This is a genomic window from Micromonospora craterilacus (assembly GCF_003236315.1).
GTDB classification, from domain to species: Bacteria; Actinomycetota; Actinomycetes; order Mycobacteriales; family Micromonosporaceae; genus Micromonospora; species Micromonospora craterilacus.
The window spans coordinates 1-14,618 of the sequence record NZ_POTY01000183.1; the positions used below are offsets into that span (position 1 = coordinate 1).

12 protein-coding genes are annotated in these 14,618 nt (G+C 73.4%); 5 read left to right on the plus strand and 7 right to left on the minus strand.

Going from position 1 to position 14,618, the window contains the following annotated elements; genetic code table 11:
* The 3 genes from C1I95_RS24065 to C1I95_RS24075 form a co-directional block, all read left to right on the plus strand.
* The coding region (locus C1I95_RS24065) for an SCO7613 C-terminal domain-containing membrane protein (protein WP_369122542.1) at positions 1-2,083 on the plus strand (2,083 nt) is incomplete at its 5' end.
* 53 nt (positions 2,084-2,136) lie between these two features.
* Entirely contained in the window at positions 2,137-2,430 is a 294-nt protein-coding gene (locus tag C1I95_RS24070) for a 4a-hydroxytetrahydrobiopterin dehydratase (RefSeq protein WP_111216915.1), read from the plus strand.
* Positions 2,427-3,575, plus strand: coding sequence for an FHA domain-containing protein (locus C1I95_RS24075; RefSeq protein ID WP_111216917.1), 1,149 nt, complete (start codon positions 2,427-2,429; stop codon positions 3,573-3,575). Before C1I95_RS24070 ends, C1I95_RS24075 begins: the two co-directional genes overlap by 4 nt.
* 64 nt (positions 3,576-3,639) lie before the next feature.
* Here the strand turns inward: C1I95_RS24075 and rocD are convergent, their stop codons facing one another.
* The 4 genes from rocD to C1I95_RS24095 all read right to left on the minus strand — a co-directional run bounded on the left by rocD (position 3,640) and on the right by C1I95_RS24095 (position 7,600).
* Positions 3,640-4,854 (minus strand): ornithine--oxo-acid transaminase, encoded by a 1,215-nt coding sequence (rocD, locus tag C1I95_RS24080; protein WP_199523883.1) that lies wholly within the window; start codon positions 4,852-4,854, stop codon positions 3,640-3,642.
* Positions 4,851-5,666: a dimethylargininase gene (gene ddaH / locus C1I95_RS24085; RefSeq protein ID WP_199523884.1), complete on the minus strand. Its 816-nt coding sequence runs from the start codon at positions 5,664-5,666 to the stop codon at positions 4,851-4,853. Before ddaH ends, rocD begins: the two co-directional genes overlap by 4 nt.
* A 369-nt stretch (positions 5,667-6,035) precedes the next feature.
* Positions 6,036-6,788 carry a DMT family transporter gene (locus C1I95_RS24090; protein WP_111216921.1) on the minus strand — a complete coding sequence of 251 codons (753 nt, stop codon included), beginning with the start codon at positions 6,786-6,788 and terminating at the stop codon, positions 6,036-6,038.
* A 116-nt stretch (positions 6,789-6,904) separates the two neighbouring features.
* Positions 6,905-7,600 carry an SDR family NAD(P)-dependent oxidoreductase gene (locus C1I95_RS24095; RefSeq protein ID WP_111216923.1) on the minus strand — a complete coding sequence of 232 codons (696 nt, stop codon included), beginning with the start codon at positions 7,598-7,600 and terminating at the stop codon, positions 6,905-6,907.
* Between the two features lie 246 nt (positions 7,601-7,846).
* Here C1I95_RS24095 and C1I95_RS24100 point away from each other — a divergent pair, with 246 nt between their 5' ends.
* Positions 7,847-8,653: an Fpg/Nei family DNA glycosylase gene (locus C1I95_RS24100; protein WP_111216925.1), complete on the plus strand. Its 807-nt coding sequence runs from the start codon at positions 7,847-7,849 to the stop codon at positions 8,651-8,653.
* A 6-nt stretch (positions 8,654-8,659) separates the two neighbouring features.
* Here C1I95_RS24100 and C1I95_RS24105 read toward each other — a convergent pair whose 3' ends face one another.
* The 3 genes from C1I95_RS24105 to C1I95_RS24115 all read right to left on the minus strand — a co-directional run bounded on the left by C1I95_RS24105 (position 8,660) and on the right by C1I95_RS24115 (position 12,702).
* Complete coding sequence (locus C1I95_RS24105; RefSeq protein WP_111216928.1) at positions 8,660-10,081, minus strand: WGR domain-containing protein; 1,422 nt, start codon at positions 10,079-10,081, stop codon at positions 8,660-8,662.
* 85 nt (positions 10,082-10,166) lie between these two features.
* Positions 10,167-11,540, minus strand: coding sequence for an FAD-dependent oxidoreductase (locus tag C1I95_RS24110; protein WP_111216930.1), 1,374 nt, complete (start codon positions 11,538-11,540; stop codon positions 10,167-10,169).
* A 13-nt stretch (positions 11,541-11,553) separates the two neighbouring features.
* The gene (locus C1I95_RS24115) at positions 11,554-12,702 is read right to left on the minus strand and encodes a carboxylate-amine ligase (RefSeq protein WP_111216936.1); all 1,149 of its coding nucleotides are present in this window, start codon (positions 12,700-12,702) and stop codon (positions 11,554-11,556) included.
* A gap of 214 nt (positions 12,703-12,916) precedes the next feature.
* On the opposite strand from C1I95_RS24115, the gene C1I95_RS24120 reads away from it, so the two are divergent.
* Positions 12,917-14,329 carry a carbohydrate-binding protein gene (locus C1I95_RS24120; RefSeq protein WP_111216931.1) on the plus strand — a complete coding sequence of 471 codons (1,413 nt, stop codon included), beginning with the start codon at positions 12,917-12,919 and terminating at the stop codon, positions 14,327-14,329.
* Positions 14,330-14,618: the final 289 nt, after the last annotated feature.

A 14,618-nucleotide genomic window follows, 5' to 3' on the forward strand; every position in this document is an offset into this window, starting at 1 on the left:
CCGCGACGCGGACCTGCTGCTGGCCGAGGCCACCTTCGTGGACGAGGTGCCGGAGGACTCGCGGCGGTACCTGTCGAGCGCGCGCCAGGTGGGCCGGCAGGCCGAGGACGCCGGGGTCGGAGAGCTGGCCGCCGCGGTGGCCCGCCCGGCGGTACGGGGGTCAACGGCGCTGACGGCCGCGCTGGGCGGTGCCGCGCTGCTCGGGCACGGGCTGCTGGTCGGGCTGGCCGGCCCGGCTGGGGCCGGTGCGGCCTGCGCGGTGATCCTGACCGTCGGTCTCGGCGTGGCGGCTGCCGGCCGGCGTGGCGGGCCCGTGCAGCGCGCCGTGGCCGGTTACGGGCTGGTCGCGGCGGTGCTCGTGGTGCCGGCCGGCGCGGCGGTCGCGCTGATCGGTGCCGGCGCGCCGCCGTGGTGGCAGGCGCGGGCCGCGCTGGCCGCCGTCGCGCTGCCGGCGGTCGCGCTGCACGCGGTCCGCCGGCACTGGCCCGACCGGTGGCCGTACGGCTCGACCGGCTTCGCCGTGGCGGTCGTGTTGACCGGTCTCGCGCCGGTGGCCGTACCGGGTGACGAGCCGGTGACGGTCTACGCGGCCGGGGCGGCGCTGCTGGTCGCGCTGGCCGGGTTCCGCACCCGCCCGTTGGCGGCGCTGCCGGTGGCCGGGATCGGCCTGGCCGCCGTGGCGACGCTGGCCGCCGTGCCGGTCGCCCTGACCGCGCTGGTCACCCCGTACGGCCCGCCGCCCGCCCTCTGGTCCGACGCTCCCGCTGTCGTGCCCCTCCCGGGTGCGGTGCCGGTCGGGGTGGCGCTGGCCGTGCTGGCCCTGGCGGCGGCGCTGGCCACCTGGCCGGCCACCTCGACCGTTGGCGCCGCGCCAAGCGCCGCGATGGTGTTGCCCTTCGCGGCCGTGGCCGGGCAGGTGCTGCTCGTCGCCGCCGGTGCGCCCTGGCCGGTGGTGCCCGCGGTGGCGCTGGTCGCCGGGGTGGCCCTGCTGCTGGTGACCGCGTTGCTGGTTTTCCGGTCGTCGTTCGTCGCGGCGGCCGTGTCGGTGGGGCTGGTGCTGACCGGGGTCGGGCTGCTCAACCTCCAGGCCACCCGGGCCGGCACGCTGGCCGGGCTGGGCCTGCTGGTGGTGGCGGCGACCGTTGCCGGGGTGGCCGCGCGGCACTCCGCGGTACGCCTGGCCGGCTGGCTGATCGCGGTCGCGGCGGCGACCGGGTTCGCCGTCACCGCCCCGCTGGCCGGTGGGCTGCCGCTGCGCGTGGCCGCGTTCGCGGTGCTCGGCGTGGCGGCCCTCGCCCTCGCGCTCGCCGCCACGTCGTCCGCCCGGCGGGCGACCACGCCGGGCACAGCCGCGCCACCCACGCCCGGTTCGGCTGGCCCGTTGGCGCCGAGAGCGGCCGCGGGCACCGCGCCGGTGGGGTTGGTGGGTCGGGCGCTGGATGCCGCCGCGCAGGCGGTGGCGTTGGTCGCGCTACTGCTCACCGCTGGCGCGCCCCGGCACGGCGCGACGGTCTGCGTGCTCTGGGGCGCTGCGGTCGGCATGCGGCTGCTGCGCCGGAGCGAGTCGACCGGGCGGCGGTGGGTCTTCGCGGGCATCGCCGGTGGCAGCGAAGTGCTCGCCGTCTGGCTGCTGCTGGTGGCCGGCGGGGTGGCGGTGCTGGAGGCGTACACGGTGCCGTTGGCGGTGCTGGCGCTCGGCGCGGGCGCGGTGGCGCTGCGTACCCGGCCGGGGTTCACCAGCTGGCTGGCGCTCGGCCCGGGCCTGGCCGCGGTGCTGCTGCCCAGCCTGGCCGCCGTGTTGTTCGGCTCGGACCCGCAGCCGTGGCGGCGGCTGCTGCTCGGTGCCGCGGCCCTCGCCGCGACGCTGCTCGGGGCGGTCCGCCGCTGGCAGGCACCGGTGGTGCTCGGCGGGGTGACCCTGGTCCTGCTCGCCCTGCACGAACTGATCCGCAGCTGGGACCTGCTGCCCCGCTGGGTCTTCCTGGCCGCCGCCGGGCTGGCGCTGATCGGCCTCGCGGCCACCTACGAACGCCGCCGCCGCGACCTGCTCCGACTGCGCTCCGCGGTCAACCGGATGAGCTGATCCGGGACTACCGCCAACGGTGCCGGTGGCGAAGGCACAGGTAGGGTCTGGCCATGGCTGACGTGCTCACCGCCGAGGCGGTGCGAAACGAGCTGGGTGGGTTGGCGGACTGGTCGGGAGACCCGACCGGGATCACCCGCACCGTGGAGCTGGCCAGCTTCCCGGCCGCCATCGCGGTGGTCGACCGGGTCGCCGTGACGGCCGAGGAGCGGGACCATCACCCCGACATCGACATCCGGTGGCGGACGTTGACCTTCCGCTGCGTGACCCATTCGGCCGGCGGTGTCACGATGCGTGACGTCGAGCTGGCCCGCCTGATCGACGAGATCGTGGAGGCTGCCCGATGAGGTTTGAGATCAGCAAGGTGCTGGACGCCATCGAGGGCCGGGTCTGCACCGACCCGCAGTTGGCCCGCGCGGTGCTCGACCTGGCCGAGATCATCCGGTATCAGGACCTCGACGGCGGGCGTCCGGCCAGCACGCTGCGCCTCGGGATGGTCATCGACGCGCTGGCCCGCAGCATGGAGGAGGACACCGTCCCGGTCTACGCGGTGGTGCACCGGGGCGTGCTCTCCGACGCCGACCTGACCTCCAACGAGCGCATGGTGGTCCGCCGCTGGGCCGACGACGGCAAGGTGGAGGTGCTCGACAACCCCGGTGACCGGATGCTGGAGGTGGCCGACCTGCTCGGCCTGCCGGTGCTCAGCCGGGTCCGCTTCGACGGCCTGCGCGGGCGGTTCCCCTGGCTGGTCGAGCAGCCCGGCCGGGCGCTCGCCCCGGTGCCCGGTGCCGGTGGGCCGGTCTTCATCGCGCATGTCGGCGGCGGCCACACGCCGGTGGTCGGGTCGCCGTCGCCGGCCGGCGCCAAGCTGCTCACCCGGGAGTGGCGGTGCTCGGAGTCGGGCTGCACCCTGTTCGGTGGCGGCGGGGGCGGCGGAGCCTTCGCCGACCTGGCCGCAGTGGACCGCGTGCCGTCCGGTCAGCCGCCACCGTCGCTGCGTAACGGCGTGCCGACCTGCCCCCGGCACGGCAGCCGGCTCCGCGACGCCGGTCCCCGGCCCCGCAGCGAGGTGCTCGCGGTACGCGTCGGCGGCCTGATCCGGCGCCGCTTCGTGCTCACCGAGGAGCAGCCGGTGATGATCGGCCGGGCACCCGACGGCTCCGGCGGGATCATGCTCGGGCAGTGGCTCAACGACGAGGCCCGCCGGTGGATCAGCCGCAGCCACCTCCGGCTGGAGCTGCGTGGCGCTGACGTCGTCGCCACCGACGTGAGCACCAACGGCTCCGGCGTACGGCCGGGCGGCTCGATGGCGGAGGCGGACCGGATTCCCCTGGCCCCGCAGCAGTCCCGCGTCCTGGGCACCGGTGACATGGTGGAGCTCTACCCCGGGGTGCAGATCGGCCGTCCGGGCGAGCTGCCGACGGGTGCGCCGTACAACCCCGACTCGGTCATGTCCGAGGCGCCCACCATGGCGATGCGCCTGCCCCGCTGAGGTCCCGCAGACGACGGCGGGCGTCGGAACCGTGGTCCCGACGCCCGCCCGGCGGTACGACTTCTCAGCCGGCCAGCACGGCGGCCAGCTGCGTCACCGCGTGGTCGATCTCCTCCTCGGTGATCACCAGCGGCGGGGCGAGACGGATGGTCGAGCCGTGGGTGTCCTTGGCCAGCACACCGCGCTCCATCAGCCGCTCGCAGGCCTCCCGGCCGCTCATCAGCGCCGGGTCGATGTCCAGACCGGCCCACAGCCCCCGGCCGCGGACCGCGACCAGGCCCTTGCCGATCAGCCCACGCAGGCCGGTGTGCAGCCGCTCGCCCAGCTCGGCCGAGCGGCGCTGGAACTCGCCGGTGGCCAGCAGCCGGACCACCTCGGTGGCCACCGCGCAGGCGAGCGGGTTGCCGCCGAAGGTGGAGCCGTGCTGGCCCGGCTTGAGTACGCCGAGCACGTCCGCGTCGGCCGCCACCGCGGAGACCGGCACGATGCCGCCGCCGAGCGCCTTGCCCAGCAGGTACATGTCCGGCACGACGCCTTCCTGCTCGCAGGCGAAGGTGGTGCCGGTGCGGCCCAGGCCGGACTGGATCTCGTCGGCGATGAACAGCACGTTGCGCTCGGTGCAGAGCTGGCGTACGCCCGGCAGGTAGCCCTCCGGCGGCACCACCACACCCTGCTCGCCCTGGATCGGCTCCAGCAGCACCGCGACGGTGTGCTCGTCGATCGCGCCGGCCAGCGCGGCCAGGTCGCCGTAGGGGACGATCCGGAAGCCGGGGGTGTACGGCCCGAAGTCGGCCCGCGCGTCCTCGTCCGTGGAGAAGCTGACGATGGTGGTCGTACGCCCGTGGAAGTTGCCCTCGGCGACCACGATGTTGGCCTGCCCGGCCGGCACGCCCTTGACCTGATAGCCCCACTTGCGGGCCACCTTGATGCCGGTCTCCACCGCCTCGGCGCCGGTGTTCATCGGCAGCACCAGGTCCTTGCCGCACAGCGCCGCCAGCTCGCGGCAGAAGTCGGCGAACTGGTCGTGGATGAAGGCCCGGCTGGTCAGCGTGAGCTTGTCGAGCTGGGCGTGCGCGGCGGCGATCAGTGCCGGGTGCCGGTGGCCGAAGTTCAGCGCCGAGTAGCCGGCCAGGCAGTCGAGGTAGCGCCGGCCGTCCACGTCGGTCAGCCAGACGCCCTCGGCGGAGGAGATCACCACCGGCAGCGGGTGGTAGTTGTGTGCGGTGTACCGCTCCGCGTCCTGCACCGCGGCCGGAGTCCGCAGCATGTCCTCGATCACTTGCTCGCCTTTCCCTGACGGAGTCGCAACGTGCAGCACTTCGGCCCGCCGCCGGCCTTGCGCAGCTCGGACAGGTCGACGCCGATGGTCTGGTAGCCCCGGTCGCGCAGCTTCGCGGCCAGGTCGGTGGCCTGCTCGGGCAGCACGACGTGCCGGCCGTCGCTGACCGCGTTCAGGCCGAGCACCTCGGCGTCGGCCATGGTGGCGTGCACCGCGTCGGGGAACAACCAGCGCAACACGGCCTGGCTGCCGGGCGAGAACGCCTCCGGCAGGTACGCCACGGTCCGCTCGTCGAGCACGGTCAGCGCGGTGTCCAGGTGGTAGAAGCGCGGGTCGACCAGCTGCATGGTGATCACCGGATAGCCGAAGACCTCCTGCAACTGGGCGTGCGAGGCGTGCGCGGTGCGAAAGCCGGTGCCGGCGAGCAGGTGGTCGCCGGCCAGCAGGACGTCGCCCTCACCCTCGTTGACGTGCTTCGGGTCGTACATCTCGAAGCCGGCGGCCTCGAACCAGGCGCGGTAGGCGGGCGCCTCGTCGGCGCGCTGCGGGTCCCGGAACTGGACGGCCATCGCCCGGCCGTCGATCACGGTGCCGCCGTTGGCGGCGAAGACCATGTCGGGCAGACCCGGCACCGGAGTGATCTCCTCGACGGTGTGACCCAGGTCCCGGTAGACCTGGCGCAGCCGCTCCCACTGCCGGACGGCGAGGTCGGTGTCGACCGGGGCGGTCGGGTCCATCCACGGGTTGATCGCGTAGTTGACGGCGAAGTACGTCGGCCGGCACATCAGGAAGCGCTGGCGGGTGGCGTCCATCGTCATTGTCCTGCTCCCAGGGGGTCGGGCGCGCCCGGCCACCGTCGGCCCACGGGCTGGCGCCGTTGCTCAACGTTATGCTCCGGAGACCCGCAGGATCCACCGTTGAGCCTTGCACAGGCCGGCTATTCGTTGCGTCTAACGCCGATCCAATCTTGATTCGTTGCGTCATCGCCCGGCATGTCCGAGATCGCGCTGGTCGGCGCCGGTCACCCTGAGTGTCGACGCCAGGACACACGTCAGGGGCGGCGTGTCGCCGCCCCTGACGAGGGTTGCGCCCGGCTGGTGAACCACCAGATCTGGTCGGGCAGCGGCCGGTAGCTCACCGGCCGGGCGCCGGTGCGTCACCGGCGGGCTGAACAGTGCCCACTAGATCCGATCGACGAACTGTGAGTCGAGCCACTCGCGCAGGCGCGCCACCGTGTCGCCGTCGGTGGTCGGCCAGTCGTACTGGCCGGTCATCGCCAGCACGCCGAGGACCACGGCGCCGAGGCCGAAGGCGATCCCCAACAGGGCGTCGGGCTTGCCGGCCACGTGCCGCCGCCGGGTGACGATGAGGCCGAGCACGGCGAGCACCGCGCCGGCCGCGCCGAGCCCGATGCCGTACCCGGCGAGGGTCCCGGTGAGGACGAAGAGGATGCCGGCGACCCCGAGGATCAGGCCGAGGGTGGCCAGCAGACTGGCCCGGGGTCGCGGACCGGCGGGCACCGGCGGCGTGTCCGGCGCGGAGTCCCGGTCGACCGTCGCGTCCCGGTCGACGGTCCCGTCGCCGGTGACGATGCGGTCGCGCTCGCGCTCGCGGTCGCGGTCGGCGGTGCGGTCCGCGTCGGCGTCCCGGTCGCGGTCGACGGTGCGCCCCCGATCGAGGGCCGGCTCCGGCGTTGGCGCCGCAGCCCGGGCGCGCCGGGAACCGTCGACGCTGGAGCGGGCCGTGGCCGCCCGGGCGACGGCGGCCCGTTCGGTGGCGGCACCGCGGTCCGTCTTCCCTCCCACCGTCTTCTCTCCCGTCGCCGGCCGAGTACCGGGACGGGTGTCGGTGGCCACTGCGCCGGTGCCGTCGGCCTCGTTGCCGGCGACCGCCGGAGCGGGTTCCTCCCGGCGTGACAGCGAAGGAAATCTCATAGCTTCACCTCCTGGTCGGTGCGTGGCTGGCCACATCAGCCCCATATCGCCAGCCACGCGGGTAACGCCCCGGAGGTACCCAGTTGCCACTCAGCTGACACCCGTCGGGCGGGCGGTCAGCGCGGGCGGAGCCGGGTGAGGGCGGCCAGGGCCGAGGTGAGCAGGGCCATCCGGCGGGGGCGGGAGACCACCACCGGGCGGTTGCGTACGCAGCTCGACAGGATCTCCACCGCCCGGTCCGCCGAGATCATCATGGGTCGTACCGGGCCCTTGGCCATCTTGGTGTCGACAAATCCGAACCGGACGGTGGTCACGCTCACGCCCTGTCCGCGCAGCGCCGCCGACAGCCCCATGAGGTACGACGACAGCCCGGCCTTCGAGCCGGCGTACCCGGGCGCCTCCGCGGAGACCAGCCGGTCGGCGAGGCTGGACAGGCCGATGAAGTGCCCGTCCCCGGCCGCCACCATCCTCGGCACGACCGTCGCCACCGTGCGTGCCGCACCCATCAGGTTGACCTCGAAGGTGCGCGTCTGAGCGTCCAGGTCGGCCAGGTCGACCGGTTCACCGATGCCGGCCGCGTACACGCAGAGGTCAACCTGCCCCAGTTCGTCGACCGCCTTGCCCAGCATCTCCGGGTAGTCCGGCGCGGTTACGTCGACGGTGTGGTGCGCGTACGTCGGGACGTTGATCCCGTTCTCCCGACGGGACAGCCCGGCGACCCGCCACCCGTCGGCCAGCAGCCGGCGGGTGAACGCCAACCCGATCCCGTCGCTGTTGCCGACCACGACCGCACAGAGCACCCGATCCGCCATGACCCACCGTCCTCATTGCGCCGTGGTGCCCGCCGCACCGGCAGCCCGGCGTGCAATTGAACCAGACCACCCTGGCCAGCCCCCCACGGTCGAACAGCAGGGAGCCCCGGCGCGCTCCACCTCGACCGGCCGGCGGAGGCCGCCGCCTTCGAGCACGTCTGGAACGACCTGGAGGAGCCCATGGCTGGTCTGGCCGGTGCCGTCTGGCGCAAGAGCACCCGCAGCGGCTGACTACTCTTGGCACCCGTGCCAGAGGGACACACCATCCATCGCCTGGCGGCCCGGCACGCCGAGCTGTTCGCCGGGGACAAGGTGCTCGCCGCCAGCCCGCAGGGCCGCTTCGCCGAGGGTGCCGCGCTGCTGTCCGGCACGGTGCTGGAGAGCACCGAGGCGTACGGCAAGCACCTGCTGCACCACTACGCCGGTGAGCTGATCCTGCACGTCCACCTCGGCCTGTACGGCAAGTTCGCTGACGGTGACGGCGAACCGCCCGAGCCGGTCGGGCAGATCCGGCTGCGGCTAGCTAGCGACCGGCACTGGCTCGAACTGCGCGGCCCGACCGCCTGCGAACTGCTCACCCCGCCCGAGGCGGCGGCACTGCGCGCCCGCCTCGGGCCCGACCCGCTGCGCGCCGACGCCGACCCGGATCGGGCGTACGCCCGGATCCGGCGCAGCTCGACGCCGCTGGCGGCACTGCTGCTGGACCAGTCGGTGGTCGCCGGCACCGGTTTGATCTTCGTCACCGAGGCGCTATTCCGGGCCGGGCTGCCGCCGACGCGGCCCGGCCGGGAACTCACCCGCACCGGCTGGGACGCGCTCTGGGCCGACCTGGTCGAGCTGATGACGCTCGCCGTCGGCACCGGCCGGATCGACACCGTCCGCCCCGCGCACCTGCCGGAGGCGATGGGCCGCCCGGCCCGGGTCGACCGACACGGCGGAGAGGTGTACGTCTACCGCCGCCCCGGCCAGCCCTGCCACGGCTGCGCCACTCCCATCGCCCGCGGCACCATCACCGCCCGCAACCTCTACTGGTGCCCCACCTGCCAGACGTGACCGGTGTCAGCGCAGCCGGCGGATGTCGCCGTAGGCGCGGTAGAAGCCGCCCCGGCCGGACTCGCGGACCTCGGTGACCAGGTAGCGCGCACCGGGCTCGCGGATGCCCTTCGGGAACTGCACCGACCAGTCCCGGCGGTAGCCGGTCGAGAGCACGTGCACCCGTAGCCGGCCGCCCTGCTCGATGCACTCCACCATCACGTCGTTGCCGGCGTCGCCGACCACCTCGACCTGGGTGAACGCGGCGGGCTCCGGCAGCCGGGCCGGGGCCTTCACGTCGACCACCTCGGGCACGCTGCCCGCCTCGGCCGCCCGGATCGCCGGCTCGCTGGCGTCGATGCAGGCCAGGTGGCCGCTGGTGGTCACCACGTAGAGGCGCTGCTCGTGGTACTGCATCGAGTAGGCCGACCCGCAGCCGGTGCCGAGCTTCCACAGCCGGGTGCCATCCTCGGCGAAGCAGTAGATCGAGGACTGGCTGTCACCGGCGAAGACGTACCGGCCGTCCTCGGCGGTGGCGCAGGAGAAGACCGGCGCGTCGGCGCGGTACGTGCGGGCGGCTCGACCGTCCTTGCCGATGCGGACCACCTCGCGGGTCGCGGTGCCGGCGAACACGGCGTCGCGTTCCTGCCAGCCGAACAGCACCGACCCGGTGCGGGTGTGCCACAGTTCCTGCCCGGTGCGCCAGTCGTAGCCGCTCACCCCGGTCGAGTCGCCGTGGTAGACGGCGTCGGTGTCGCAGCGCACCATCCAGGCCGACCGGCCGCGCCCGGGCCGGCGCCAGAGGAACTCGTCCTCGTGGTCGATGGCGGCGATCCCGCCGTCGGCGTCGGAGACGCCCAGCACCCCGTCGTGGATGTCCAGCCAGTAGATGTCGATGTCGGGCGCGATCGCGTACGCCACCCGGGGGATCTTGCCGGAGAGGTCGTAGACGTTGCCGTCGTCGCAGCCGGCGTAGATCCAGGCATCGTCGGCCACGATGCACTTCACCCCGTCGGGCAGCCGGACCTGGTCCAGCACCCGGGCGTCGTGATCGAGGGTGGTGATGACGCCGCGCTCGTTGCCCACCATGCAGGTGCGCCCGTCGATGAAGATGCCGAAGGCGGGGGCGCCGGAGTCGTACCGCCAGAGCACCGGGGCGGTGCGGGCGGTCGAGCGGGTGCTGACGATCTGCCGCCGGGAGACCGCGCGCTTCTGGCGTACGCCGGGTACCGCCGGGGCGTACCCCTTGCGGACCTTGTCGCCGATCTTCTTCGCGGCGGCGGCCCGCGCCCGCGCGTTGTCGGGATAACCGGTGGTCTTCACCTGGCCCTGGTCGCCGATCCGGCCGTAGCGCACGGTCATCATTGCGTCGTCGACCACCACCTCGTAGAACTTGTGCGCTGCACCGTCCACTTCGGACAGTTCGAGGTAGGTCGTCTCCTGCGACATGAGGGTCCTCCGAGGGGTTGGCACCGCCCTGACTGGGTGGCGCCTAGACGCTAACCGCCCCCACCGACAAAGAACGGAGATCCCCTCAGCGCGGGGCGAGGGCGTCGACGGCCTTGCGGGCGGCGACCAGCACCGGGTCCCAGACCGGGGCGTACGGCGGGGCGTAGCCGAGGTCCAGCGCGGTCATGTCGTCCACCGTCATCCGGTTCCACAGCGCCACGGCCAACGTGTCGATCCGCTTCGCCGCCTCGGACCAGCCGACGATCTGCGCCCCGAGCAGCCGCCCGCTGGGGCGTTCGGCGATCAGCTTCACCGTCATCGGCCGGGCGCCCGGGTAGTAGCCGGCGCGGTTGGTCGACTCGGCGATGACCGAGACGAACTCGAAGCCGGCCGCCAGGGCGTCCCGCTCGCGCAGCCCGGTGCGCCCCACCTCCAGGTCGCAGACCTTGGTCACGGCGGTGCCGATCACGCCGGCGAAGGTGGCGTACCCGCCGCCGATGTTGATGCCGGCCACCCGGCCCTGCTTGTTGGCGTGCGTGCCGAGCGGCACGTGCACCGGCATCCCGCTGACCCGGTGCAGGGTCTCCACGCAGTCCCCGGCCGCCCACACCCCGGGCACCCCGGTGACCCGCATCCGGCGATCCACCCGGATCCCGCCGGTCGGGCCGAGCGGGAGGCCGGCCGCCTCGGCGAGCGCGGTGTTGGGGCGTACGCCGAGGCCGAGGATCACCACGTCGGCCGGGATCGGGCCGTCGTCGGTGACCACCTCGCAGACCCGACCGTCGCGCTCGGACAGCGCGGTGACCTGCACGCCGGTACGGATGGTGACGCCCAGCCCGCGCATCGCGTCGGTGACCAGCTGGGCCATGTCCGGATCCACGGTCGACATCGGCTGCTCGTCCCGCTCGACCAGGGTGACCGACAGCCCGCGCAGGACCAGCGCCTCGGCCATCTCCACGCCGATGTAGCCGCCGCCGACCACGACCGCCTGCCGGGGTGGCGGGTCGGCGTCAAGCCACTCCCGCAGCGCCGAGCCGTCGTCGAGGGTCTGCACGCCGAACACTCCGGCACCGCCGGTGTGCGCCCAGGCCGGCTTCGTCGGCACCGCCCCGGTGGCGTACATCAGGGTGTCGAAGGGTTCGCGGACCTCGGTGCCGCCGTCCAGGTCCATGGCGATCACCTCGCGGCGGTTCAGGTCGATCGCGACCACCTCGTGCCGGATGCGCACGTCGATGTCGTACGACTCCCGGAATGTCGCCGGATCCCGGGCCACCAGTTGCTCCCGGTCGGCCACCAGGCCACTGATCCAGTACGGGATTCCGCACGCCGAGTACGACGTGAAGTGTCCCCGCTCGAACGCGATGATCTCCAGGTCGTCCCGGTTCCGGCGCCGACGCGCCTGGGAGGCGGCCGCCATGCCGGCGGCGTCCCCGCCGACGACGATCAACCGTTCCGCCACGGCAACCCTCCTGTCACGCCCGGATCTCGCCCCGGGTCTGTCGCGCCATGTCCGACACCACATCCTCCAACCGGCCGGTGCGGGCGTACACCGCCCGCTGCCGGGCTGCCCCGGTGCCGTGCCCGCGCAACCCCTCCAGCAGCCCGGTCACCTCGGCGAGGTCGCCGTGCCGCTCCAGGGCCGGCCCGAGTCGCCCGACGAGCTGGTGCAGCAGGTCCCACGCCGGCCGCAGCTCGCCGCTGGCCAGGTCGACCGCGGCCCCCTCCAGGCCGTCGTGGGCGGCCCGCCAGTGCGCGCCGACCAGCAGGTGATGGTCGGCGGGCAGGGCCGGCCGTCCGGCGGCGATGTCGTCCAGCGCGGTCGCCACCAGCGCCCGGACCAGGGCGGCGACCAGGACCGCGTCGTCCACCGTCGGGCAGACGTCGCCGATGCGCAGCTCCACCGTCGGGTACTTGGCCGACAGTCGGGCGTACCAGTAGAGCATCCCCTCATCGAGCATCACCCCGCTGCCGATCAGCTGTTGAATCAGCCGCCGGTAGTGCTCGTGCGAGGCCAGGTACGGGGTCGGTGCCACCGACGGCCAGCGTTCCCACTCGATCGACCGCCAGCTGGCGTATCCGGTGTCCGTGCCGCGGGCGAACGGCGAGTTGGCGGTGACCGCGTGCAGGATCGGCAGCCAAGGCCGGACGTGGTTGAGCACCTGTACGCCGGTGTCGGCGTCCGGCACCCCGACGTGTACGTGCATGCCGTTGTTGCCCGGCCCGGGTACGAGCAGCCGGAAGCGTTCGAGCATCCGGTCGAAGCGGGGCTTGTCGACCACCGGTGGCACCGGGCCGTCGACCGGTCCGGTGCCGATCGCGAGCAGGCGTACGCCGGCCCGCTCGGCGGCGTCGGCGAGCGCCGTGCGCAGCAGGCAGAGGGAGTGCCGGATCGAGGAGAGTTCCAGCCCGGGCGGGCTGCCGATCTCGATCTGGCTGGTCTGGAACTCCCGCTCCACCTGGCCCCGTACCTCTGCGGGCACCTGATCGAGGACCGCGTCGACGGCGGGCACCGCGGCGCCGGTGTCCGGGTCGACGAGCAGGAACTCCTCCTCGACACCCACGGTGAGCAGGTCGGTCTCCGCTACCGAAGGGTTCGGGGCCGCCACTACCTGCCTGACCATCGCCACCACCGTCCGCTCCGGCCCGGCACGGTCCGTCCGCACCAGGTGGCCGGCAATTACCCGCCGTGGTGGGACGTGGAAACGCCGATCAGCGTGGCGCGGCGTGTCGGTCGGTCCGGCCGGGTCGATCGATCGACATTGACAACTGTGCGGGCGGGACGTACAACTCGTGAGAGAGCGCTCTCTCACCCGTCCCCGCAGAGAGGCACGTCCCATGACACCTGCCCCGGCGGCACCCGCCGCCCTGCCTGCGCGACGCCGGCTGCCGCTGGCGTTGGCCCTGTTCACCGCCGTCACCACCGCCCTGGCCGGGCTCGCCGCGACCGCCGACGCCGCCGTGCCGCCCCCGGCACCGGGCTGGAGCCTGGTCTGGAGCGACGACTTCACCGGCGCCGCCGGCACCCTCCCGTCGGCCAGCAACTGGATCATCGACACCGGCACCAGCTACCCGGGCGGCCCGCCCAACTGGGGGACCGGCGAGATCCAGACGTACACCAACAGCACCGCCAACGTCAGCCACGACGGCACCGGCAACCTGCGGATCACCCCGCTGCGCGACAGCGCGGGCCGCTGGACCTCGGCCCGCATCGAGACCGTCCGCAGCAACTTCAAGGCCCCGGCCGGCGGCGTGCTGGCCATCGAGGGCCGGATCCAGATGCCGAACGTCACCGGTGCCGCCGCGTCCGGCTACTGGCCGGCGTTCTGGGCGCTCGGCGCGCCCTACCGGGGCAACTACCAGAACTGGCCGGGCATCGGTGAGTTCGACGTGATGGAGAACGTCAACGGGCTCAACACGGTGTGGGGCGTGCTGCACTGCGGCGTCGCGCCCGGCGGCCCGTGCGACGAGTTCAACGGCATCGGCGCCTCCCGGGCCTGCCCGGGCAGTACCTGCCAGTCCGCGTTCCACACCTACCGCTTCGAGTGGGACGCCTCGATCAGCCCGCAACAGCTGCGCTGGTACGTCGACGGGCAGCTCTACCACACGGTCAGCCAGACCCGGGTCGGCGAGCCGTACTGGTCGCAGATGACCAGCCACGCCGGCTACTTCCTGCTGCTGAACGTGGCGATGGGTGGGGCCTTCCCGAACGGGGTGGCCGGCAGCGCGACGCCGACCGCGGCGACCGTGCCCGGACGGCCGATGCTGGTCGACTACGTGGCCGTCTACAGCCGCGGTGGCGGCAGCACCCCACCGCCGACGACCACGCCACCGCCGAGCGGGGTGCGTGACGCGTACGCGACCATCGAGGCCGAGTCGTTCAACGCGCAGAACGGCGTGATCGTCGAGGCGTGCTCCGAGGGCGGGCAGAACATCGGCGCGCTGCGCAACGGGGACTGGGTCCGCTACGACAACGTCGAGTTCGGCTCCACCGGCCCGCGCGACTTCGTGGCCCGGGTCGCCTCCGGCGCGGCGGCCGGGGTCAGCGGCCTGGTGGAGGTGCGGGTGGACAGCCCGACCAGCACGCCGATCGGCAGCTTCGCGCTCGCCAACACCGGCGGCTGGCAGAGCTGGCGGTCGGTGCCGGGCAACGTCTCCTCGGTGACCGGCCGACGCACCGTCTACCTCACCTTCAGCAGCGGCCAGCCCAACGACTTCGTCAACGTCAACTGGTTCCAGTTCCGCCGCTGAGGTGCAAGGAAGGGCCCCTTGTCAACGCCTCCGGTAGAGCAGGGGGCCCCTCTTAACAACTCTCCGCCAGCTCTGGACAGAAATAGTTAACAGTCTTAATAATGAGCGCCAAGTTGACGCCCATGGATTTCCGTCCGGTCTGGAGGCTCGCATGAAACGGTCCAGAACCCTGGTGTTGTCGGTGGTCGGCGCGCTGGCCGCCGCGCTCGGCGCGGTGTGGCTGGCGCCCGCCGCGTACGCCGCCGGAGTCACCGCCAGCTTCGTCAAGACGTCCGACTGGGGTATGGGC

What these genes read in the sequence shown, in the direction of transcription:
- C1I95_RS24070 (WP_111216915.1), top strand. Translation starts at nt 2,137, where the DNA reads ATGGCTGACGTGCTCACCGCCGAGGCGGTGCGAAACGAGCTGGGTGGG.
- C1I95_RS24075 (WP_111216917.1), top strand. Translation starts at nt 2,427, where the DNA reads ATGAGGTTTGAGATCAGCAAGGTGCTGGACGCCATCGAGGGCCGGGTC.
- ddaH (WP_199523884.1), bottom strand. Translation starts at nt 5,666, where the DNA reads ATGGACGCCACCCGCCAGCGCTTCCTGATGTGCCGGCCGACGTACTTC.
- C1I95_RS24090 (WP_111216921.1), bottom strand. Translation starts at nt 6,788, where the DNA reads ATGAGATTTCCTTCGCTGTCACGCCGGGAGGAACCCGCTCCGGCGGTC.
- C1I95_RS24095 (WP_111216923.1), bottom strand. Translation starts at nt 7,600, where the DNA reads ATGGCGGATCGGGTGCTCTGTGCGGTCGTGGTCGGCAACAGCGACGGG.
- C1I95_RS24105 (WP_111216928.1), bottom strand. Translation starts at nt 10,081, where the DNA reads ATGTCGCAGGAGACGACCTACCTCGAACTGTCCGAAGTGGACGGTGCA.
- C1I95_RS24115 (WP_111216936.1), bottom strand. Translation starts at nt 12,702, where the DNA reads ATGGTCAGGCAGGTAGTGGCGGCCCCGAACCCTTCGGTAGCGGAGACC.
- C1I95_RS24120 (WP_111216931.1), top strand. Translation starts at nt 12,917, where the DNA reads ATGACACCTGCCCCGGCGGCACCCGCCGCCCTGCCTGCGCGACGCCGG.